Source organism: Bacteroides sp. AR20 (genome assembly GCF_964250605.1).
In the GTDB taxonomy this organism is placed as follows: Bacteria; Bacteroidota; Bacteroidia; order Bacteroidales; family Bacteroidaceae; genus Bacteroides; species Bacteroides uniformis.
Map to the genome: position 1 here is coordinate 62,840 of NZ_CAXUGK010000012.1, position 22,833 is coordinate 85,672.

17 protein-coding genes are annotated in these 22,833 nt (G+C 47.6%); 14 read left to right on the forward strand and 3 right to left on the reverse strand.

Translation table 11 applies throughout. The features are described from left to right. The first annotated feature begins 535 nt into the window (after window positions 1-535). The 6 genes from ACESTD_RS08270 to ACESTD_RS08295 all read left to right on the forward strand — a co-directional run bounded on the left by ACESTD_RS08270 (window position 536) and on the right by ACESTD_RS08295 (window position 10,184). The gene (locus ACESTD_RS08270) at window positions 536-3,916 is read left to right on the forward strand and encodes a SusC/RagA family TonB-linked outer membrane protein (RefSeq protein WP_373158762.1); all 3,381 of its coding nucleotides are present in this window, start codon (window positions 536-538) and stop codon (window positions 3,914-3,916) included. Between the two features lie 31 nt (window positions 3,917-3,947). Then, complete coding sequence (locus ACESTD_RS08275) at window positions 3,948-5,630, forward strand: SusD/RagB family nutrient-binding outer membrane lipoprotein (protein WP_373158761.1); 1,683 nt, start codon at window positions 3,948-3,950, stop codon at window positions 5,628-5,630. Window positions 5,631-5,931: 301 nt separating this feature from the next. Beyond that, the gene (locus ACESTD_RS08280; RefSeq protein ID WP_057098029.1) at window positions 5,932-7,440 is read left to right on the forward strand and encodes an amino acid adenylation domain-containing protein; all 1,509 of its coding nucleotides are present in this window, start codon (window positions 5,932-5,934) and stop codon (window positions 7,438-7,440) included. A gap of 8 nt (window positions 7,441-7,448) precedes the next feature. Next, complete coding sequence (locus ACESTD_RS08285; RefSeq protein ID WP_005830717.1) at window positions 7,449-7,691, forward strand: acyl carrier protein; 243 nt, start codon at window positions 7,449-7,451, stop codon at window positions 7,689-7,691. Window positions 7,692-7,694: 3 nt separating this feature from the next. Beyond that, window positions 7,695-9,083: an MBOAT family protein gene (locus ACESTD_RS08290; RefSeq protein ID WP_005834393.1), complete on the forward strand. Its 1,389-nt coding sequence runs from the start codon at window positions 7,695-7,697 to the stop codon at window positions 9,081-9,083. Between the two features lie 12 nt (window positions 9,084-9,095). Then, the gene (locus ACESTD_RS08295) at window positions 9,096-10,184 is read left to right on the forward strand and encodes a hypothetical protein (RefSeq protein ID WP_005830721.1); all 1,089 of its coding nucleotides are present in this window, start codon (window positions 9,096-9,098) and stop codon (window positions 10,182-10,184) included. Here the strand turns inward: ACESTD_RS08295 and upp are convergent. Next, on the reverse strand, window positions 10,127-10,786 hold the full coding sequence (gene upp, locus ACESTD_RS08300; RefSeq protein ID WP_005830723.1) for a uracil phosphoribosyltransferase: 660 nt from the start codon (window positions 10,784-10,786) through the stop codon (window positions 10,127-10,129). The two genes, ACESTD_RS08295 and upp, sit on opposite strands and share 58 nt — an antisense overlap. A 292-nt stretch (window positions 10,787-11,078) precedes the next feature. Between upp and pckA the strand changes: the two genes are divergently transcribed. Continuing rightward, window positions 11,079-12,686: a phosphoenolpyruvate carboxykinase (ATP) gene (gene pckA / locus ACESTD_RS08305; RefSeq protein ID WP_005830728.1), complete on the forward strand. Its 1,608-nt coding sequence runs from the start codon at window positions 11,079-11,081 to the stop codon at window positions 12,684-12,686. Window positions 12,687-12,823: 137 nt separating this feature from the next. Continuing rightward, window positions 12,824-13,471, forward strand: a complete 648-nt coding sequence (locus ACESTD_RS08310; RefSeq protein ID WP_195288762.1) for a nitroreductase — start codon at window positions 12,824-12,826, stop codon at window positions 13,469-13,471. A gap of 90 nt (window positions 13,472-13,561) precedes the next feature. Here the strand turns inward: ACESTD_RS08310 and typA are convergent, their stop codons facing one another. Continuing rightward, entirely contained in the window at window positions 13,562-15,361 is a 1,800-nt protein-coding gene (gene typA, locus ACESTD_RS08315) for a translational GTPase TypA (protein WP_057098028.1), read from the reverse strand. Between the two features lie 158 nt (window positions 15,362-15,519). Between typA and rpsO the strand changes: the two genes are divergently transcribed. The 6 genes from rpsO to ACESTD_RS08345 all read left to right on the forward strand — a co-directional run bounded on the left by rpsO (window position 15,520) and on the right by ACESTD_RS08345 (window position 22,225). Continuing rightward, window positions 15,520-15,789, forward strand: a complete 270-nt coding sequence (gene rpsO, locus ACESTD_RS08320; protein WP_005830737.1) for a 30S ribosomal protein S15 — start codon at window positions 15,520-15,522, stop codon at window positions 15,787-15,789. Between the two features lie 92 nt (window positions 15,790-15,881). Then, complete coding sequence (locus ACESTD_RS08325) at window positions 15,882-16,769, forward strand: helix-turn-helix domain-containing protein (RefSeq protein ID WP_005834392.1); 888 nt, start codon at window positions 15,882-15,884, stop codon at window positions 16,767-16,769. A gap of 13 nt (window positions 16,770-16,782) precedes the next feature. Further along, on the forward strand, window positions 16,783-17,271 hold the full coding sequence (locus ACESTD_RS08330; RefSeq protein WP_005834391.1) for a DUF4251 domain-containing protein: 489 nt from the start codon (window positions 16,783-16,785) through the stop codon (window positions 17,269-17,271). A 143-nt stretch (window positions 17,272-17,414) separates the two neighbouring features. Beyond that, a complete protein-coding gene (locus ACESTD_RS08335) occupies window positions 17,415-19,739 on the forward strand; it encodes an outer membrane beta-barrel protein (RefSeq protein WP_373158760.1) in 2,325 nt (774 codons plus the stop codon). 176 nt (window positions 19,740-19,915) lie between these two features. Further along, window positions 19,916-20,491 (forward strand): helix-turn-helix domain-containing protein, encoded by a 576-nt coding sequence (locus tag ACESTD_RS08340; protein WP_005830747.1) that lies wholly within the window; start codon window positions 19,916-19,918, stop codon window positions 20,489-20,491. 87 nt (window positions 20,492-20,578) lie between these two features. Further along, entirely contained in the window at window positions 20,579-22,225 is a 1,647-nt protein-coding gene (locus ACESTD_RS08345) for an AMP-binding protein (RefSeq protein ID WP_008662551.1), read from the forward strand. A gap of 111 nt (window positions 22,226-22,336) precedes the next feature. Here the strand turns inward: ACESTD_RS08345 and ACESTD_RS08350 are convergent, their stop codons facing one another. Next, the gene (locus ACESTD_RS08350; RefSeq protein WP_009037621.1) at window positions 22,337-22,828 is read right to left on the reverse strand and encodes an S-ribosylhomocysteine lyase; all 492 of its coding nucleotides are present in this window, start codon (window positions 22,826-22,828) and stop codon (window positions 22,337-22,339) included. Between the last annotated feature and the right edge of the window lie 5 nt (window positions 22,829-22,833).

Here is a 22,833-nt window from a genome sequence, read left to right on the forward strand (position 1 = left end):
CTCTCCCAAACATAGATACTTATTACGCCAAACATGCAGTTCTTCCATCAAGAATAACTATATTTGCCACAGTAACCATAGTAGTCACATTTTGAAAGTAATTCTCTGATTTATACTGGCTTAATATCAATCTCACAAACCGCAGGCTGATAGCTCTTTCGTTCGAGTAATCCTTCCCGGATAAAGGTCAAAAACACTCCCACCCTGAAAAGAAAATGCAACCACTGCAACTGCACCAGATTTTATTGTAGTGATAGAGCATACCTCCGATGAACAAGGCTACCAATAAGGGTCGACAACAAGACTTCAAGGGAAGAGAGGGAAATTGTGGAATACCTACTGTGGATTTTTTCCACATCTCCACACCACAAACACCCGAACTTCCCTTTTTCCCGATAGGAAATAAGCAATTGATTATCAACATTATTCATCCTTAAAAGGATAGTCTGCCTTTCGTTTGGCATACCTCTTGCTAAAATATCCGCCGAAAGGACGTAACATTTATAATAAGATAAATCAATTATTTTTCAGTAGTATGAAAATCAGGATGAGAAAACGGTGTGACATTCCACATTCAGCGTCGCACTTCCAAAAAAGTTTGATTATTGCAAGTTGGTTATTAGCATTTCTTTTCACCGGAACAGCCTTCGCACAAGAAAACCGAACCATTAAAGGCATTGTGAGAGATGTAACAGGAGAACCGCTTATCGGTGCCAGCGTCATACAGAAAGGTACCAACAACGGCGTCATTACCGATGTGGACGGCAACTTCACACTGACCGTTCCTGCAGATGCAACACTCTCTATCGCTTACATGGGCTATGCCACCCGGGAGATAAACCTGGCAAAACGAAAAAAGCAAGGCGACCTGAAGATTACACTCAGCGAAGATACCCAGCAACTGAAAGAAGTCGTAGTAACGGCAATGGGTATCAAAAAAGATACGAAACGTGTCGGTTATGCCATCAGTACCATCAGTGCAGACGAATTGGTAAAGGCAGGAGCACCCAACTTTGCCTCTGCCATGTACGGTAAAGCACCGGGAGTCCGCATCACACAGACACAAGGCGGTTCTGCCGGAGCTGTCTCCATCAACGTACGCGGACTGACTTCCATCACTGGAAATAACCAGCCACTCATCATTCTGGACGGTGTACCCATCCGCAACGGCGGCACGGGTAAAAGCACGGACTTCGCCGAATTTGGCAACGACGGACAAATCCGTTCCAATGGTCTGGTAGACATCAACCCAGAGGACATCGAGAGCCTCAGTATTCTGAAAGGAGCTTCTGCCACAGCTCTCTACGGCTCGGAGGCTGCAAACGGTGCGGTAGTCATCACCAGCAAACGCGCCAAAAGTGGCAAGCTGACGGTGGACTTCAATGCCCAAGTCATGGCAAACTTACCGGCTTATCTGCCGAAAGTACAGACCGTATACGGGCCGGGAACCTACAACACCGCATACAGCGATTATGAGAAACAGACGGGAGGCTTCTATCAGAGAACCCTAAACGGACAAAGCTACAAAAGCCTCCGTTCCACCACCTTGTCCTTCGGCCCGAAATACGACGGTAGCGAGGTACTTTACTGGGACGGGAAGATGCGCCCCTACCAGGCACTGACCGACAACCCGTGGAAAGAGTTGTTTCGCACCGGCTGGACCCAAACTTACAATCTCGCCATCTCACAAGGGACGGAAACCACCAGCAGCCGCTTCTCCTACACATTCATGGACGAGATTCCCAATGCCTTGACCGGAAGCTTCACCAAACACAACTTCAAGCTGACCGGTTCGTATCAACTGGCGAAACCGCTGAAACTGGAATACTCCCTTAACTACATCGTACAGAATGTAGAAGACCGCCCGCAAACCTCGCTCAACCTATACAGCGGTTTCGGCAACATGTTCTCCACCTTCCTGGACATTCCCTATCTGAAACAAAGTTACGTCACCAGTCTGGGATACCGTAATACCTTTGTCGGAGGAAACGCCACGCTGACTCCTGAGGAATCATGGGCCTACGACCCCAGTTACGCCACCGGAGTGAACAACATGCTGTGGAATATGTACCATCACCATAGCGACGAGACAGAGAATCGGCTCATCGGTATGATTCGCCCCACCTGGCAGATAACCAACTGGCTGAGTCTGCGCGCCCAGGTTTCAACTGATATCACAGATGTGAAGCAAACACTGAAATATGAAAGCGAACAACCCAATTCCCTATACGACCCCAACGGTAGCTTCCAGTCCATCAACCGCCGTTACGACATTGTCTATGGAGATGTTATGTTGAACTTCAACTATAATATCAACCGCTTCGACATTGCCGCCACCGTAGGCTGGACCGGACGCTACGAAAATATGAACAATATGAGGGTCTCCACCAATGGCGGGCTTGTCACGGAAAACTGGTTCGACCTCAATGCCAGCCGCTACACGCCAAGCAGTACCCTGCAACGTATGGAACTACTGAAAACCGGCTATATGGGTACACTAAGCCTGGGATGGGACAACTATCTATTCCTTGAACTGACCGGACGCCAGGAACGCTCGTCTACCCTAAAAGACCAGAGCTTTTTCTATCCTTCCGCTAATCTGAGTTTCCTCTTCACCCAAGCCTTCCACATGCCGTCATGGTGGAACTATGGAAAACTGCGCCTCTCATACGGTATCGTAGGAAATGCTCCTGAAACCTATACCGCCAATATCGTCTACGAGCAAGGTTCGGACAACGGATTCACCTGGAACACCATTCCCTCTTCATGGGGGAATGCAGATATCCGTCCGGAAAAGAAGTACGAATACGAGATAGGTCTGGAAAGCAAGTTCTTAAACAACCGGTTGGGTATAGATGTATCTTACTACAACAACCGTGTAAAGGACCAGATACTCTCCACACCGCAACCTTCCACATCAGGCGTAAAGAATGTGTTGATGAATGTGGGCGAGGTAGCCAACCACGGCTGGGATATATCAATCAGTGCCACTCCCATACTGACCAGAGATTTCCGCTGGGACCTGACAGCCAACTATGGTGTATATAAGAACAAAGTAGTGAAACTGGCCGATGGAGTGCCCTATCTGGAAATACTCAACTCCGGAGGCAGTGGAATAAAAATACAAGCTGTGGAAGGCCAGCCAATGGGTGACATCTATGCGCAGGTTCCCCAGGTGAACGAAAACGGTGAGTACCTCGTTTCCGATAAAGGGCTTTACCTCAACCAAACCGAATTGCAGAAAGTCGGCAACATCAATCCGGCAGGCGTAGGAGGTCTATTCAACTCTTTCTCCTACAAGAATGTATTCCTCGATTTCAGTATCGACTTCCGCATCGGAGGAGATGTCATCAACGAAATGAACCAATATGCCACCGCAGTGGGTCTGACACCCGAATCCCTAAAGTACCGCGATACGGAACACGGCGGACTGTCCTATTACTATCCGGGCGACAACAATTCCAGCGGAATTCCGGTACAAGTAGACCCTTCCACGGGTGCCGGCCCCAACGGAGAGATAATCTACCACGACGGCATCATCCTTCCGGGTGTAGTGGCCTCCACTGGCGAAAGAAACACACGTATCATTCCGGCAGGCTATTACTACAACACCACCTATAATTGGGGAACGGAGGCCGAACAGCTGACATACCGCCATTCGGTATTCGACAATTCTTATGTCAAACTGCGTGAATTGACCATCGGCTACCAGTTTCCCGAAAAGATAATTTCCAAACTGGGACTGGGCCGGCTGAGTGTGTCGGTCTTCGGACGTAACCTCTTCTACTTCTACAAAGCACTGAAAAACTACGATGCGGAGTCGTCCGTCGGAACATCCTGGGCCAACCAGGCTACCGTGGGAAGTTCTACCACAGCTACCCGCAGTTTCGGTGTTTCACTTCGTGCAAGTTTCTGACAAAACAACCATCCAAAAAACAAAAAAGAGTATGAAAAAGACAAAGATATTATCCCTTGTTTCATTGGGAGCATTCCTCTTGACAACATCAGGCTGTACGGATTATGACTTCGACAGCAAATACGAAGACCCCTCCAAAGTAACCCAAGTCACCATCAGTAATCTGATGGTAGGAGTCTTCCAAAAAGTAAAGGACTATGATGTTTACGAATACAACCGGTTCTTCGGATTCGATTCACAGTTTACAGGCAAGTATGCACAAACCTTCGGCTACTCCAACACTACAGATATGTATACCCCCGGCTATATACCCGCCATTGACGGACAGTGGGACAATGTGTATTCGGCACTGGCCCAGTTCCGCAAGCTGGAATCTCTCTACAAAGAAGAAAGCGCGGCAGAGCAAGCACAGGATGAGGCATTCTATCTTGCCGCCAAAGTACAGCTGTACGATTTTTTCGCCGCCACAGTGGACATTTTCGGGGATATGCCTTTTTCGGAAGCTTGCACACTACCGCTTACCAACGATGTAGGTAAATCGTATGCTCACTATGACAAGGCCGAGAATATATATAAAACCATTCTTGACGAGCTCAAAGAAATTGCTCCGCGGTTCCGCTCCATCCCCACACCGAGGAACTTCAATACACAAGACTTTATCAACAACGGGGACATGGACAAATGGGAACGCTATGCAAACTCCTTGCGACTGCGCCTTGCCATGCGCGTAGCCGCGCAAGGAGACTTGCAGGCAGAAGGCCGTACCGCCATCAAGGAAATCCTGGAAAATCCGTCGGCCTATCCGTTGATAGAGGAACAAGAAAACAACATCCTCATTGTCAACCAGAAGTCTGGGCAACTGAACTTCACTGCAGGCCACGGACTGGGTGACTGGGTAACCAACCGACTCGCTTCGGGCGCCATCATCGACCGCATGCTGGGCCATGGCAACTACGATATGACCTGCAATGACACACTGAGCGGCGTTTATGTGAAAGGAGAAGACGACCCGCGCATCCTACTCAACTTCAATCCCGTGAAGATTACCAACCAGAACACCGGTCAATTGGACGAACACCGTTATCTGGGCACAGACCTTACCGTGGCAGATGAGCTGACGGAATATTACAACTCGCAGGCACAAGACGAAGTCAATACCAGCAACACCGGTTTCTCACAAATCACGCAGAAAGGTTTCTTTTGGGAAAACGATAAATTCGACATGCTGATAATGGCCTCACCCGAAATCCATTTCCTGAAAGCGGAAGCCTATGAAATGGGGTATGGAGTGGCAAAGAATGAAGCGAAAGCGGAAGAAGAGTTCAAAAAGGCTGTCAGCCAGTCCATCACGCTTTACTACTATTACGATTCGGTAAGTACGGGTGAAAACGCACGCCGGTATGATGCCCCTACCGCCGAAGAAACCGCCTCTTTCGCCGCTGCCAAATGGAACAGCACGAAATATACAGACAAGCTGGATGCCATCATTACCCAAAAGTGGCTGCATTTCGGTTTCCTAGCCAGTCGTGAGGCATGGAGTGATATCCGACGTACCGGCTATCCGTCCGGCCTAGCCTTCCCCGAAGTGGCCGGTACCATCACAAATGTGCCGAACCGCTGGAGATACCCGAATACGGAAGTCAACTACAATCCCTACTATAAAGAGGTGTCAGCCGAAGACACTTACTACCACAAACTGTTCTGGGCAAAATAAGGACTTTGTTCGCAAACCCATTTTGCCCGAAGAGTATATCATACTCACCACAGAATAACACGGATTAACACAGATTGCCTTAGGAGTTCTGATAATAAAGAGCTTTTAGCAGTGTTAATCCGTGCTATCCTGTGGTGAGTATGTATTTGCCCCCTCTGTTTCTTTTATTCCGAACAGTATCCCTCCTTTTTTAGAAATCTTAAGGATTTCCCGGTAGGGAGATTGCGGGAAACCACTGTCTTTAATGAACGACGGACAAACATCGCTTCCGCAAAAACTGAACTATAACATAACGGACTAAATGAAAAAGTATCCAAATGACTTGATTGGCGACATCATGAAAGCCTTCGGCAAATATGCCGACCGACCGGCATTCGTCATCGAAGACACGGCCTGCACTTATGGAGAGCTGGCAACTTGCGTACAGAAAATATCCTCCCTATTCAAGGACAGAGAAGACAAAATTATCGGTATCGTCGCAGAAAACAGACTGGAAACATACGCATCCATACTATCTGCACTGATTTGCGGAAAGACATACGTCATCCTCCATCCTTCCTACCCCAAACATAGGAACGACAGAATTGCCGACTCGGCAGGCATCCGCCTCGTGCTGCATACCGAGAATATCCATGTCTTGAACCTCGACACCCGGAATCTGGAACTGATATGTACCTCCGAAATAGAGCAGGCAGAGAACTCCGCCACGTTCCATGCCGCAGAAGACATCCTCCATACGGCAGAAGAGGAAAATGCCTACATCATCTTTACCTCCGGAAGCACAGGCGAACCCAAAGGAGTACCCATCTCCCGCCGTAACCTGAATGCTTTCTATACCGCCTACCACCGCCTCGACTGGCAACTGGACGAGAACGACCGGATGCTGCAGATGTTCGAACTCACTTTCGACGTTTCCATCGTATCCTTTCTATATCCGCTGACGCTGGGTGCTTGCATATACACCGTTTCTCCGGAAGGCGTGAAATACATCAACGTAATTGAAACTCTGGAAAAATACGACCTGACCTTCGCTGCCGTGGCCCCTTCACTGCTCCAGCTGCTACGTCCCTATTTTCCGGAGATACACCTCCCCGCACTTAGATATCTAGTGGTTACTGCCGAGGCTTCTGACGCGGAGCTGTTGGATGCTTTCAGAAAATGTGTCCCCAATGCCTCTTTCATAAACCTATACGGACCGACAGAGGGAACCATCTACTGCACTGCCTACCGGATACCCGTCACCTCCTGCAAGCATCACAACGGCATGACCGCTATCGGAAGGCCTTTCGAAGGCATCGATGCCCTAATTATGGATAACGACGGTCGCCCGCTGCCTACCGGAGAAACCGGCGAACTATGGATTAGCGGCAATCAAGTGATGGGTGGATACTGGAATGCTCCCGAAAAAAACGGGGAATGCCTCGTAGAGACCGCCAATGGAAAAGTATACTACAAGACGGGAGACCTCTGCCGGATGGATGCCGACGGTGACATCATCTATTGCGGACGAAAAGACTCACAGATAAAGATACAAGGATTTCGCATCGAGCTGAGCGAGATTGAACATGTGGCAAAAAACTTTTTCAACGGTGAATGCCGTGTAGTCGTCATTCCCAAATACGACAACGGCAATCAGTGCGAACTACATCTCGTCGTAGAGAAGAAACAGCTCGACAAACAGCAGATGGAGGAATATCTGTATAGCAGGCTTCCCTACTACATGATTCCCAAGCATATGCATTGCCTGGAACAGTTTCCGCTGAACACCAGTAGCAAAACAGACAGAAAGAAAATACAAGAACTAATTTAAACTTGACAATGGATACACAGACTATTTTGAATGAAATGAGCCTCATCTTTCGGGAGGTACTGAAAAGAGAGAACATTGTACTTGACAATGAGACCACCGCCCAGGATGTGGAAGGATGGGATTCACTGACCAACATGCAACTGATAAACAAGATAGAGAAGAAATTCAATGTACGCTTCACCTTCAGAGATATTGTAAAACTCAAAAACGTGGGAGACATCTGCCATGCCATTTTAACCAAAACCAACTAGGAAATGTCATTCATATCCCTGAACTTCGTCGTACTGTTTGCGTGTACTTTCATTCTATACCATACGCTTCCTTCACGATTCAGAAAAGCGACCTTACTGACAGCCAGCTGCCTCTTCATAGGCTTCTACCACCTCACTTTTCTGATAACGGCCCTCATCCTCACGCTTACCACCTTCTACCTTGGCAAATGGATAGGACAGACCAAGCGGGAAAGCAGCATGAAGGGAATTTATTTTTCAGGTGTGTGTTTTCTGGTCGTGAGCTGGTTGGCATTCCGGTATGCCGACCGGCTTACAGACTGCCACATCCTTTTTCCGCTGGGAATCTCTTTCTATACTTTCCAGGCCATTTCGTACCTGACAGAAATCTATTGGCAAGAAGAAGAACCGGAAAAGAGCCTGCCCGACTTCATGATATACATGCTCTTCTTCATGAAGTTCCTTTCCGGTCCCATAGAAAGAGCAAGTGACATGCTCCCCCAACTGAAGTCCTGCAAAGCTACGGACTATACATCCATGGTCTACGGAATGAGACTGATTGTCGTGGGACTAATAAAGAAACTGATACTGGCCGACTCCATCGCCCCATACATAGACGGTGTCTTCGGGTCGGTATACACAGCCTCGGGCGTGCAATTACTGATGGCATGCCTCCTATATCCGATAGAGCTGTATGCCGACTTCTCCGGATATACCGACATCGCATTGGGAGGAGCGCGCATGCTGGGATTCAAGCTCAGCCCAAACTTCAACCGGCCGTTCATTGCACAGACCACTGCCGACTTCTGGCGCCGATGGCACATGTCGCTTTCATTCTGGGTACGCGACTATCTGTACCTCCCGTTGTCCTCGAGCCTGCGTGGATGGGGACAATGGGGCGTATTTCTAAGTCTGGCGCTGACCTTCACGGGACTGGGTATCTGGCATGGTGCCGGATGGAACTTCGCTGTCTACGGACTAATTCAAGGTGTCATCATCTTCTACGAGATGAAGACCACGACATTTCACCGCAGACTGAAAGCCCAATTGGGAAGCCGCTTATATGCCACACTATCCGTCGTAAGGACCTACCTACTTTTTGCCGTATCTCTGATATTCTTCCGGGCAAGTTCTATGGCCGAAGCGTTCCACTACATCAGCCACCTCTCCTTCGGCGTACATTACAGTTGGAAGGAAATGAACATCGGAATGCCGGACCACAACAGCATTGTGGCAGGAAGCGCACTCGTACTGATATTGGTTTACGAATATTTCATGTCCAAGCATGATTTGCTAGAAGCCCTCGGACGACAGCCGGCAGCCGTAAGATGGAGTATCTATTATCTGCTCGCCATAATACTTTTCACACTGGGACAGTTCAACTCGGACAGCTTCATATATTTACAATTTTGACAATAAAGACACATGATGAAGAAAAACAGCGAACGGAACGCAGCCATACGTTTCATGAAAAAGCTCTTTATCCTTTTTATCCCTTTTATAGCCCTACTGGCAGTCTATTTCCTGGACGACCCTTTCATGGTCCTGAAGAACTATGAACGATACGACCAAACCCCGGTTGTACTAAACGAAGGGCACGTGGGGTGGCAGATGTATCTGAACAACCGGGATACCATCCCCATCGACTCCTATATCATGGGAAACTCCTGCACTATGGCTTATCAATGCCATGAATGGGAGAAATACCTCCACGGCGGAAGAGCCGTACGGCTATTCGGAAATGCCGAAAGCCTTGCCGCCGTCTGCCTGAAGCTGAAGGCACTGGACAAGGCAGGTGCAACAATCAAGAACCTACTGCTGATTATCGACAAGGAATCATTGCACAACGACCGTTGCCTCACCGGACATTCCAACATTCTGCCGCCCGCCATATCGGGAATAAGCAGCTTCAAGTTTCAGAAGGAATTCTGCCAAGCCTTCTTCTACCCGAACTTTCTCTTCCCCTATCTGGACTACAAGCTGTTCCATACCTATCGCCCTTACATGAAAGGGGTTATAAACCCCTATGGCTCCACCCGAAACCCGGTAACCAATGACGTGTTAAATCCCAGAGAGAAAATGATAAAGGAAGAGGGAGATAAGTACTGGGAAAACCGGAAAGGAGAATTCACCAAAGAGAAAATGAAGAATTATAGAGACGGGAAATACCGGGAAGCCCCCCAAGTGCTCAGGGAAAAGCAAATCAATCTGTTGCAGGAAATAAAGTGGATTTGCCGGAAACATGATACCGATGTAAAAATCATTATCAGTCCCGACTACCTGCAAGTCAACATAAACCCTGCCGACGTAAAGACACTGAAGCGCTTCTTCGGAAAACGGAATGTATTTGATTTCACCGGTATCAACGAATACACGGAAGACATCCACAATTATTATGAACCGGGTCATTATAGGCCCGCACTTGGGAAAAGGCTGATGGAAAAGATATATGAACCTTATATCTTGTCACCGAACGCCAAATCTCCGGCATCTCCCAGCCCGGGAACGATATAGGAATGCTCGTTCATCTCCGGGTCGATTGCTGCACACCACAAGGTCACTTCATCTCCAGGGAACAGCTTTTCCAGATGCTCTACGCCCTGCTGGCTGGCTATGACACAAGCTATCTGCAACTTGGCCGGCATCCCCTTGGTGACGAAGGCCTTCCAGGCCAATTCCATACTTTCTCCCGTGGCAAGCATCGGGTCTACAATCAATAATGTCTTCTTGGACAAATCCGGAGTAGCGATGTATTCGATGTGTACATCCACCGTACGGCATTCCTTATCCTTATAATAACGGTAAGCGGAAACAAAAGCGTTCCCGGCATGGTCGAACATATTCAAGAATCCAGTATGCAAAGGCAATCCGGCACGGAAAACAGTGGCAATCACCACCTCGTCATCGGGTGTGCTGACCGACGCCACCCCCAAGGGAGTCTGTACCTGCTTGACAGAATACGTCAGTTCCTTACTCATTTCATACGCCATTATCTCTCCAATGCGTTCAATATTACGGCGGAAACGCATACGGTCGCCCTGGACTGCTACATCACGAATTTCTGCCACGTATTGGTTCAAGACAGAATTTGTCTCGGCAAAGTTGATAACCTTCATAATTATAGAATGTTTTGATGTGCAAAGTAAACGAATTTCACCCAATTTGCAACATTCAGTTAGCAGATATTGTTATGGTTTTATAAAAGATTTCCTATTAGAGAAAAATTTCTCTAATAGAGCTTTTCTTTAAAAAGAAAGTATTACTTTTGTAGGCGAAAAACAAGGGACCTGCTGAAAAGCAGGAAAAAAAGAGCTTTTCTACACCCGTTTTTCCTTGTAAATCAAAGGTAAAAGAGATTAAGGAAAGAGATTATAAACCAAATACCAACATTTTAAATCATTAAAAGAAATGGCAAATTTAGATTTAAGCAAGTACGGTATCCAAGACGTGAAGGAAATTATCCACAACCCGTCTTACGATGTACTGTTCGCAGAAGAAACCAAACCAGGTTTGGAAGGTTTTGAAAAAGGTCAGGTAACTGAACTGGGTGCTGTAAATGTAATGACAGGTATCTATACCGGTCGTTCTCCTAAAGATAAATTCTTCGTAATGAATGAAGCCAGCAAGGATTCTGTATGGTGGACTTCTGAAGAATACAAAAACGACAACAAACCTTGCTCTGAAGAAGCTTGGGCTGACCTAAAGGCTAAGGCTGTAAAGGAATTGAGCGGCAAGCGTCTGTTCGTTGTTGATACTTTCTGTGGCGCCAACCCCGCTACTCGTATGAAAGTACGTTTCATCATGGAAGTGGCATGGCAGGCTCACTTCGTAACTAACATGTTCATCCGCCCGACTGCTGAAGAACTGGCTAACTACGGAGAACCCGATTTCGTATCATTCAACGCTTCTAAGGCAAAAGTTGACAACTACAAGGAACTGGGTCTGAACTCTGAAACAGCTACTGTATTCAACTTGAAGACCAACGAACAGGTTATCTTGAACACTTGGTACGGTGGTGAAATGAAGAAGGGTATGTTCTCTATCATGAACTACAAGAACCCGTTGCGTGGTATCGCTTCTATGCACTGCTCTGCCAACACTAACATGGAAGGTACTGACTCTGCTATCTTCTTCGGTCTGTCCGGTACTGGTAAGACTACCTTGTCAACTGACCCGAAACGTCTGTTGATCGGTGACGATGAACACGGATGGGATGACGAAGGTGTATTCAACTACGAAGGTGGTTGCTACGCTAAGGTTATTAACTTGGATAAAGAAAGCGAACCCGATATCTACGCTGCCATCAAGCGTGACGCTCTGTTGGAGAATGTTACAGTAGCTGCTGACGGTAAGATTGACTTCGCTGACAAGAGCGTAACAGAAAACACTCGTGTTTCTTATCCTATCTACCACATCAATAACATTGTTAAACCGGTTTCTAAGGGTCCTCACGCTCACCAGGTAATCTTCTTGTCTGCTGACGCATTCGGTGTATTACCTCCGGTATCTATCTTGAACCCTGAACAAGCTCAGTACTACTTCTTGTCTGGCTTTACTGCTAAGTTGGCTGGTACAGAACGTGGTATCACTGAACCGACTCCGACATTCTCTGCTTGCTTCGGTGCTGCTTTCCTGAGCCTGCATCCTACTAAATATGCAGAAGAATTGGTTAAGAAGATGAACAAGGTTGGTGCTAAGGCATACTTGGTTAACACTGGTTGGAACGGTAGCGGCAAACGTATCTCTATCAAAGATACTCGTGGTATCATCGACGCTATCCTCGACGGTTCTATCGACAAGGCTCCGACGAAGGTTATTCCTTTCTTCGACTTCGTGGTTCCTACTGAATTGCCTAATGTAGATCCGAAGATTCTTGATCCTCGCGATACTTACGAATGCGCTTGCCAATGGGAAGAAAAAGCAAAAGACCTGGCTGGCCGCTTCATCAAGAACTTCGCTAAGTTCACTGGCAACGAAGCTGGTAAGGCTTTGGTTGCTGCTGGTCCGAAGCTCTAATCTGACAATAAAGTTAGAAACATATGGAAAAGGTATCTCCTCCGGGAGATGCCTTTTTTCTTTTTTAATATCTCTATCTCATTGATAATCCGAAAGTTTTAGTAGTTTTGCAGAAACCATTATTCAAATAAAGCAATATGAAAAGTATCAGATTGATGTTGGCAGGCGCAAGTTTGTTGCTGCTCTGCAGTTGCGGTGCCCAGGTCCAGAAAGAGACCCAAGTTGCCAATGCAAATGAAAGCAAAGAGAATACGGTGATTGAAACCATCATGTCACGCCGCAGCATCCGCCAGTACAAACCGCAAGCCGTGAATCGCGACACCATGCAGATTATCCTGGATTGCGGTATCAATGCACCCAACGGACAGAACAAGCAATCGTGGGAAGTGCGTGTAGTGGATAACCCGGATTTCATCAACGGCATCACGGAAATCTACAAGAAGGAAAATCCCAAAGCCGCCGAAGACCCGAAATTCAAGAACATGTTTCGCAACGCTTCTACAGTAGTATTTATTGCCAATGACCCGTCTTATGACCTTTCGCAGATTGACTGCGGACTGCTGGGTGAGAATATGATTCTATCAGCCTGGTCCATGGGAATCGGTTCTTGCTGCTTGGGCGGTCCCACGCGCTTCATGACCTCTACTCCGGCTGCTGCCGAATACCTGAAGAAACTGGATATTCCGGAAGGCTATCAGCTACTTTACTGTATCGCTTTCGGCTATCCGGACGAAACGCCCACTGCCAAACCCCGTAATGCGGCAAAGGTAAAATTCATCGATTGACTTTCGTTTGAATGACGACAATAAAAAGGAGTGCCTCACCTTTCGGCGGGGCACTCCTTTCATATATAACAACTAAAACTCTTCTGTTTATCAGTTCTTGTTTGCGCGTTTACGCTCAAGCTCATCGAGGATAACCTTACGCATACGCATTGATTTAGGAGTAACTTCCACATATTCATCCTCCTTGATGTACTCCAGTGCCTCCTCAAGAGAGAACTGTACGGGAGGAATCAGACGTGCCTTGTCATCCGAACCACTGGCACGCATATTGGTAAGCTTCTTGGACTTCGTTACATTAATCACCAAGTCGTTGTCATGGGAATGCTCGCCCACTACCTGGCCTGCATAAACCTCTTCCTGCGGGAAAATGAAGAATTTGCCGCGGTCCTGCAACTTGTCAATGGCATAGGCAAAAGCCGTACCGGACTCCATGGCAATCATAGAACCGTTGGTACGCCGTTCAATCTCACCCTTATACGGTTGATATTCCTTAAAACGGTGCGCCATGATGGCCTCTCCGGCGGAAGCGGTCAGCACGTTGGTACGCAGACCGATGATACCGCGCGACGGCATGTCGAACTCAAGATTTACACGTTCGCCGGCACTTTCCATCTTTACCATTTCACCTTTACGACGGGTCACCATATCAATCATCTTGCTGGCATATTCTTCGGGAACATTGATGGTCAGCTCTTCGATAGGTTCGCATTTCACGCCGTCAATCTCCTTGAAGATTACCTGCGGTTGCCCTACCTGCAACTCATACCCTTCACGACGCATGGTCTCAATCAGTACGGAAAGATGAAGCACGCCACGGCCGGAAACAATCCACTTGCCGTCTTCCTCGCTCTTGCGCACACGAAGAGCAAGATTCTTATCCAACTCCTTCATCAAACGGTCGTGGATGTGGCGGGAAGTAACAAACTTACCTTCCTTACCGAAGAACGGAGAGTCGTTGATGGTGAAGAGCATACTCATCGTAGGCTCGTCAATGGCAATGGGCGGCAACGCCTCCGGATTTTCGTAATCGCAGACCGTATCTCCGATTTCAAATCCTTCGATACCTACCAATGCACAGATGTCACCGGAAGACACTTCCTGCACCTTTACACGGCCCATACCTTCGAATGTATGCAGTTCCTTGATTTTTGATTTCACGATACTCCCGTCACGCTTTGCCAAAGACACGTTCATGCCTTCTTTCAATGTACCACGGTGCACGCGGCCCACAGCAATACGCCCGGTATACGAAGAATAATCCAGCGAAGTAACCAGCATTTGCGGTGTACCTTCCAACTGTTCGGGGGCAGGAATATTCTCCAAGATACAGTCCAGAAGCGGATAAATGTTATCAGTCGGCTGCTGCCAGTCGGTACTCATCCAATTATTCTTGGCAGAACCGTAGATAACGGGGAAATCCAGCTGGTCCTCGGTTGCATTCAAGCTGAACATCAAGTCGAACACCATCTCGTACACTTCTTCGGGACGGCAGTTTGGCTTATCCACCTTATTTACAACAACGATAGGTTTCAGACCAATCTGCAGAGCTTTCTGCAATACAAACCGTGTCTGCGGCATAGGACCTTCGAAAGCATCCACAAGCAGAATGCATCCATCCGCCATATTCAATACACGTTCCACTTCACCTCCGAAGTCACTGTGTCCCGGAGTATCAATAATGTTAATCTTGGTGTCCTTGTAGTTGATAGAAACGTTCTTTGAGAGAATCGTTATACCTCGTTCACGCTCCAGGTCATTGTTATCCAACATTAATTCACCTGTGCTCTGGTTGCTGCGGAAAAGATTTCCGGCCAAAAGCATCTTGTCAACGAGCGTCGTTTTCCCATGGTCCACATGGGCAATAATTGCAATGTTTCTAATCTTTTGCATATAATACCTATTATTTTCAGGCGACAAAGTTAGTGATTTTGGATTAGATATGCAGTATAGATATGATTTTTTTGCTGAATATCATTGTAATATAAAAGTTTATCCCTATCTTTGCAGCCCCAAAAGGGAATATTTATAATAACTTTTAATTAAACATTATGTATTTAGACGCTGCTAAAAAGCAAGAAATCTTCGGCAAATACGGAAAGTCTAACACTGATACTGGCTCAGCTGAGGCTCAGATAGCTTTGTTTTCCTACCGTATTGCTCGTCTGACTGAGCACCTTAAGCTCAACAGAAAGGATTATAGTACAGAAAGAGCTTTGACTATGTTGGTAGGTAAACGCCGTGCATTGCTGACTTACCTGAAGGATCGCGACATCACCAGATATCGTGCTATTGTCAAAGAACTCGGCTTGCGTAAGTAATCTACTTGCGGCAAAACCATCAAAAAAGGAAGTTTTCCAAAAGGAAACTTCCTTTTTTGTTTATAATCCGATTTATACCTAATTTTGTATCCATGAAAAGAAAAGTATCAGCAGCAAATCTTTCGATAGCAATCACTTTTCTATTGATACTGCTATCATTCGGCTTCGGTTATCGCAGCTATTCGCAGGCAGAACAACGTGTGGTCTCTGACCTGAATCAAGCGCTGCAACGCACAGTATTGCAGCACAAGGGATTATGGTTGAATGCAGATACCATCCAAACCTATGCCAAGTTGCAAGAAGTGATGGGCACTCCCGTTTCCGTAAGCGGTTTCCACAGAGCCTTTACCGAAGCATTGTCCATCACCGGATTGAAAGATGTTTCTACCCTTTCGCTACATATACTGAAAAAGAATGCTCCCGCCACCGTATTCAATGAGATTCCTGCCGGATGTCTTGCCAGCGACACATTAGTATGGCTCTCCACCACAGCCGATGCATCTGGGCTGACACTTTCTTTCCGGGGATATGCCCGCTGCTCAGCTGCCATGCTGTTCAGCTTATCCAAGCAGACAATTCCGGCAACATTGCTATTGGCCGCCCTGCTCTGGGGAGGATTCACTTTCTTCTATTTCCACCGGCACACAAAGACTAATGCCAGTAACGGGCAGCAACAAGAAAACTTCATTACCTTCGGCAACCTTTCGCTTTCCCTCCAGGAAGCCTGCTTCTATAACGAACAGCAGGAAAAGCTAAAACTCACCCCCATGCAGTACACACTGATGGAGATGTTCTACCTTTCTTCCTCACACCTACTTTTCAAATCCGACATCTGCCAATCGCTATGGCCGGGAAAAGACAATGCAGACGAAACGCTTTACACATTGATACGGCGTCTGAAGCCCATTGTCGAGGACAACAGCAACCTCAGAATAACAACAGATCGTGGTCGCGCCTACGGACTGGAAATAAAAACCTAAACATTATAGAATCATGAAGACTAACAAACTTATCCTATTAGGGCTAATCTGCCTAACTGTCGCAATGCCGACAACCGCCCAAAACCGTAACGAAAAGAAAGCGCGCACTGAACGTGCTGTAAAAGAAGCTATTGCTGCTAAACAATACAAAATCAACGTAGATCGGATGCAACCGATGAGAGGCGGTAGCCGTAACCTGACCACCAACTATACACTGGAAATTAGAAACGACTCCGTTTTCTCTTACCTGCCTTACTTTGGAGTGGCCTACAATGCTCCGTATGGAGGAGGCAAGAGCCTGAATTTCAATGCATCCATCACCGGATACACAACCAGAGCACTCAAAAAAGGCAAAATCCAAATAGACTTCAAGACCCGTAGTGATGAAGACAATTATGAGTACCGCCTCACCATCTTTCCCGATGGTTCTACCAGTATCCATGTGCAACCCATGAACAAACAGTCCATCTCGTTCACCGGAGAGATGGATACAGAAAAGTAATCATCTTCCCCCTTTAAAAGGACAAAAGAAGGCATTGTCAGTCTATTGTCAGGCAAATGTCAGACAACTATCCGCTTTTTGTTTCTTCCATCCCGGCAGAAAGCGGATACCTTCGTGTCCCGAAATCAAACAACAACCGGAACATGAAACAGATAATATGTATTCTTGCCCTGCTCCTAATGAGCGTCACGACAACAAAAGCACAAACCAGCCCGGCAACACCCTCCATCCGAGGTAAAATTCTCACAGAGGAAAAGCAACCGATAAAGTTTGCCAACATCGCCCTCCTTTCCGAAGATTCCACCTTCATACAAGGAACGTGTAGCCGAAGCGACGGTAGTTTTGAACTTCTCCCTCCCGCTCCCGGAAACTATCTACTACAAGTTTCTTCCATCGGTTACAAAGCCCTTTGCCAGCCTTGCCCCACCGGGAGTACCCACAACTGGATATTGCAAACCGATGCCGTGCTACTTGCGGAAACCGTCATCACCGCCGCCCGCCCCGTTTTCCGACTAAAGGGCGGAAAGTTGGAGACAAGCGTACGGCAAACCCTGCTCGCATCCTTGAATGATGCCAACGACGTATTGAAACATATCCCCGGACTACGCTCCTCTGATGAGGGGTATACCGTTTTTGGCAAAGGGACACCGGTCATCTATATAGACAACCGCCTTCTACAAGACAACTCCGAGCTGCAACGCCTCTCTGCCGCCGATATTGAAAAAGTGGAGCTCATCACCAACCCGGGTGCAGAGTACGATGCTACCGTTAAAGCCGTTGTACGCATACGCACCGTACGTAACAAAAGAGACAGTTTTGGCGGTAATTTCCGTGCAGGAATCACCCAACAGAGACGCAACAGCCATTACGGACAAGTCAATCTGAATTATCAGAAGAAAGGACTGTCCCTGCTGGGCATGCTGTACACCAATTATGAAAACAGAAAACGCCACCAGGAGGTTCGCTACCAGATACCGTCCGAAATACAATGGGATGTAAATAACCGGGTTCACTTATATAATAAGGGACTACTTGCCGGAGGAAAAGCAAGCGCCAGTTACGACTTCACCCCCCAACACAGCCTCGGTGCCTCCTATGAGTTTCATCGTACCCCCGATTATCACAGCAGTGACCATTCGGCATATACCGTCCGGGCAAATGAAGAATTGGCCGATCATACCATACATTCCTCCCAAAACTTGCAGCAAACCAACCGGCACCAGCTGAATGCCTACTATCAGGGCAGCATAAAGCAACTCCACATAAACTTCAACACCGACCTGGTATACGGAAAAAGTTATAATCACCAGGAGGCTAAAGAAGAAAGCCAGACCGAAGGCAATCGCGACATCAGCTCTTTCAACCACGCCGACAACCGCCTTTATGCCGCCAAGTTGATTCTGACCCATCCCCTTTGGAAAGGTGAACTGAAGACCGGTGCCGATTACACCTTCATCCGGCGAAATGACAATTTCCTGAACCGGCAGCACATACTTCCCGATACAGACAGTCGAATCGACGAAAGCAAGTCCGCCGTCTTTGCCGAATACTCACTGACATTAGGAAAAATCAGCCTTCTTGCAGGACTGCGCTTCGAGCATGCCGTCTCCGACTATTGGGAGCAGGAAAAGTACGTGTCCGGTCAAAGTCGTACTTACAATGACTGGTGCCCCAACCTATCGGTAGACTTTCCTCTCGGCAAAGCCCAAGCCAATCTCAGCTATACAGCCAAAAGCAACCGCCCCAGCTTCTTCCAGCTACGTAGCACACTGAGTTATAACAACCGTTTCATCTACGAAGGCGGAAACCCACTGCTCACCCCCGAAACCAACCACGACCTGCAGTTCACGGCCCTTTACAAGTGGGTACAATTCGGACTTAACTACCAATACCGCCGCAATGCCATTGCCTTCATGACCAAAGAATACGAGGACAATCCGGATGTTGTCATCTTCACTACCGGAAATTTCAAACGGATGCAGTATCTCACCGCCTCTGCCCATCTGTCACCCACCGTCGGCATCTGGAAACCGGAGCTCGGCATCTACTTCGCCCAACCGTTCTTCAAAGTCACCAATCAAGGCAGTAGCAAGAATATGAACCGCGGCAGCATTTACCTCTTTCTGCAAAACAGTCTCCAGCTTCCGGACGAGTGGATTCTCTCCCTTGATGCCGACTACCAGAGCGAAGGCAACTTCGGCGCCATGCTGCAACGTTCCTATTGGGGCATAGACGCTGGCATCCGCAAAACATTCTTCAACAAAAGGCTGACGCTCGGACTGCAAGCCAATGACCTGTGGAATTCCCGGTATGGCTCCTTCATGCTGTTCGGTCCCCGGCTGACCTATACGAAAAAGGCAAACCCGGACTCGCGCAGCTTCTCCCTGAACCTAAGCTATTGTTTCAATGCAGCAGGCAAAGCGTACAAAGGAAAGCACGTATCGGAACAAGACTTGAAGCGGCTATAAACAGAACTTTGGGGAAGAAAGAGAAACAGAACAGAAGAATATTATACAAATAAGCCGACCACCGGAGATATTTCAGCAATATTTTCCCTCAGAATGTTGCATCAAGTAAAAGTTTCTCTTATTTTTGCGCTTTAACAGCTATAAATTATAACCTTTAGACAGAAAATACTATCATTATGGATACCAGCAAAATCGTAGGAGAAAAAATAAAATCACTCCGTGAAAGCCAATCCATCAGTATGGAAGAACTGGCACAGCGTTCGGGACTTGCTATCGAACAGATTGAACGTATAGAAAACAACATCGACCTCCCGTCACTGGCTCCCCTCATCAAGATAGCTCGTGTGCTGGGTGTACGTTTGGGAACTTTTCTTGACGACCAGGATGAGAACGGTCCCGTGGTCTGCCGTAAGGACGAGTCGCAGAACAGCATCAGTTTCTCCAACAATGCCATCCACAGCCGCAAGCATATGGAGTATCATTCACTCTCCAAATCCAAAGCCGACCGCCACATGGAGCCGTTTATCATTGATGTGGCCGCTACGGACGACAGTGACTTTGTACTCTCCTCACACGAAGGCGAAGAATTCATCATGGTGATGGAAGGAACCATGGAAATCAGTTACGGCAAAAACACCTACCTGCTCGAAGAAGGTGACAGCATCTATTACGATTCCATCGTTCCGCACCACGTACACGCCTATGAAGGGCAGGCAGCCAAGATACTTGCAGTAGTTTATACACCAATTTAAATTAATGGAAAATTGAAAGGTGAAAATGGAAAATGATAAATACTTTCTATTTTCACCTTTCAACTTTCCACTTTCAACTTCCACATCATGTTATACGAACGTACCCTCGGCCAATGGTTGGAACATTGGGCCGAAACAACACCAGACAAAGAATATATCGTTTACTCTGACCGCAACCTGCGTTTCACCTGGAGCCAGTTCAACCGCCGGGTGGACGACATGGCCAAAGGACTTATCGCCATCGGCGTGGAGCGGGGAACACACGTAGGTATCTGGGCAGCCAACGTACCCGACTGGCTGACTCTATTATACGCTTGCGCCAAGATAGGTGCCGTCTACGTAACGGTAAACACCAACTACAAACAGTCCGAGCTGGAATATCTCTGCCAGAACTCCGACATGCATACCCTCTGCATCGTCAATGGCGAAAAGGACAGTGACTTTGTGCAGATGACCTATACCATGCTTCCGGAACTGAAGACCTGCCAACGCGGACACTTGAAAAGCGAACGTTTCCCTTATATGAAAAACGTCATCTACGTGGGGCAGGAGAAGCACCGGGGCATGTACAACACGGCCGAAATACTTCTCTTGGGCAACAATATAGAAGACAGCCGCCTGAATGAACTCAAAAGTCAGGTCACTTGCCACGATGTAGTGAACATGCAATACACCTCCGGCACTACGGGATTCCCGAAAGGCGTCATGCTTACCCACTACAACATTGCCAACAACGGTTTCCTCACCGGTGAGCACATGAAGTTTACCGCCGATGACAAGCTCTGCGTCTGCGTACCATTGTTCCACTGCTTTGGCGTGGTACTTGCCACCATGAACTGCCTGACACACGGCTGTACAGAAGTAATGGTGGAACGCTTCAACCCACTGGTAGTGCTCGCCTCTATCCACAAGGAGCGCTGCACGGCACTTTACGGCGTACCCACCATGTTCATTGCCGAACTGAACCATCCGATGTTCGACATGTTCGATATGTCCAGCCTACGTACGGGTATCATGGCAGGTTCCCTCTGCCCGGTAGAGCTGATGAAGCAGGTGGAAGAGAAAATGTACATGAAGGTAACCAGCGTTTACGGGCTGACCGAAGCTGCTCCCGGAATGACCGCCACCCGGATAGATGACCCATTCGACGTACGTTGCAACACTGTAGGACACGACTTTGAACATACGGAAGTAAAGGTTATCGACCCCGAAACCGGAGAAGAGTGTCCCGTAGGCGTACAAGGTGAAATGTGCAACCGCGGATACAACACCATGAAGGGTTACTACAAAAACCCGGAAGCCACAGCCGAAGTCATTGATGAGAACGGCTTTCTGCACTCGGGAGACCTTGGAATAAAGGACGAGGACGGCAATTACCGCATCACAGGACGCATCAAGGACATGATTATCCGCGGTGGTGAAAATATCTATCCCCGCGAGATAGAAGAGTTCCTCTATCAACTGGAAGGCGTAAAAGACGTGCAGGTAGCCGGCATTCCCTCTAAGAAGTACGGTGAAGCCGTAGGCGCTTTCATCATCCTGCACGAAGGAGTGGATATGCACGAATCGGATGTACGAGACTTCTGCATCGGCAAAATATCACGCTACAAGATACCCAAGTATATCTTCTTCATCAAAGAATTCCCCATGACGGGAAGTGGCAAGATACAGAAATTCAAGCTGAAAGACCTGGGATTACAGCTTTGCAAGGAGCAGGGGATTGAGATTGTGTGATAATAAAGGATAAGGGATTAAGGGTTAGGGATTATTGGGGTCGCATAGACTTTAATATAGGCATAAACCCATTCCTAATCTCTAATCCCTAGTCCTTAATCCCTAACCCCCTTATTTTTCTTCTTTTTCCGGATACTTCATATTCTCCTCTTTCATCTGTTCCAATACCTCATGCAGGTATTTGGCAGACTCCCACTTAGCCATTGGCAGGTCGTGGAGCAGGTAGTTGCCGCAATCTTGCGGAGCGGCACCGGGAACTTCACCTTCATACTCGGCAACAAAACGGAAGGTATCCTGCATCAGTGCCAGTATGTCCTGTGGTTTCAAGTCGCCTTTCATCAGCAGATAATTGCCGGTGAGGCAGCCCATGGGACCCCAATAGATAATTTTGTCCTGCCACTGCGGGTCATTGCGCAGGTAGGTGGCGGCAAGATGTTCGATAGTATGCAGAGCACCTTGTCCCAAAGCAGGCTCGCGATTGGGCTCTTTCATACGGATGTCGAAAGTAGTGACTGTTTCTCCGTTCACTTCATCCTGGCGGGATATGTAAATGCCGCGCAACAAGCGGATGTGGTCGATTGTAAAACTAGGAATCTTCTTCATGAGTT

What these genes read in the sequence shown, in the direction of transcription:
- ACESTD_RS08330 (WP_005834391.1), top strand. Translation starts at nt 16,783, where the DNA reads ATGAAGACTAACAAACTTATCCTATTAGGGCTAATCTGCCTAACTGTC.
- ACESTD_RS08290 (WP_005834393.1), top strand. Translation starts at nt 7,695, where the DNA reads ATGTCATTCATATCCCTGAACTTCGTCGTACTGTTTGCGTGTACTTTC.
- ACESTD_RS08310 (WP_195288762.1), top strand. Translation starts at nt 12,824, where the DNA reads ATGAAAAGTATCAGATTGATGTTGGCAGGCGCAAGTTTGTTGCTGCTC.
- typA (WP_057098028.1), bottom strand. Translation starts at nt 15,361, where the DNA reads ATGCAAAAGATTAGAAACATTGCAATTATTGCCCATGTGGACCATGGG.
- ACESTD_RS08275 (WP_373158761.1), top strand. Translation starts at nt 3,948, where the DNA reads ATGAAAAAGACAAAGATATTATCCCTTGTTTCATTGGGAGCATTCCTC.
- upp (WP_005830723.1), bottom strand. Translation starts at nt 10,786, where the DNA reads ATGAAGGTTATCAACTTTGCCGAGACAAATTCTGTCTTGAACCAATAC.
- ACESTD_RS08345 (WP_008662551.1), top strand. Translation starts at nt 20,579, where the DNA reads ATGTTATACGAACGTACCCTCGGCCAATGGTTGGAACATTGGGCCGAA.
- ACESTD_RS08340 (WP_005830747.1), top strand. Translation starts at nt 19,916, where the DNA reads ATGGATACCAGCAAAATCGTAGGAGAAAAAATAAAATCACTCCGTGAA.
- ACESTD_RS08270 (WP_373158762.1), top strand. Translation starts at nt 536, where the DNA reads ATGAAAATCAGGATGAGAAAACGGTGTGACATTCCACATTCAGCGTCG.
- ACESTD_RS08295 (WP_005830721.1), top strand. Translation starts at nt 9,096, where the DNA reads ATGATGAAGAAAAACAGCGAACGGAACGCAGCCATACGTTTCATGAAA.
- rpsO (WP_005830737.1), top strand. Translation starts at nt 15,520, where the DNA reads ATGTATTTAGACGCTGCTAAAAAGCAAGAAATCTTCGGCAAATACGGA.
- ACESTD_RS08350 (WP_009037621.1), bottom strand. Translation starts at nt 22,828, where the DNA reads ATGAAGAAGATTCCTAGTTTTACAATCGACCACATCCGCTTGTTGCGC.
- ACESTD_RS08280 (WP_057098029.1), top strand. Translation starts at nt 5,932, where the DNA reads ATGAAAAAGTATCCAAATGACTTGATTGGCGACATCATGAAAGCCTTC.
- ACESTD_RS08285 (WP_005830717.1), top strand. Translation starts at nt 7,449, where the DNA reads ATGGATACACAGACTATTTTGAATGAAATGAGCCTCATCTTTCGGGAG.
- pckA (WP_005830728.1), top strand. Translation starts at nt 11,079, where the DNA reads ATGGCAAATTTAGATTTAAGCAAGTACGGTATCCAAGACGTGAAGGAA.
- ACESTD_RS08325 (WP_005834392.1), top strand. Translation starts at nt 15,882, where the DNA reads ATGAAAAGAAAAGTATCAGCAGCAAATCTTTCGATAGCAATCACTTTT.
- ACESTD_RS08335 (WP_373158760.1), top strand. Translation starts at nt 17,415, where the DNA reads ATGAAACAGATAATATGTATTCTTGCCCTGCTCCTAATGAGCGTCACG.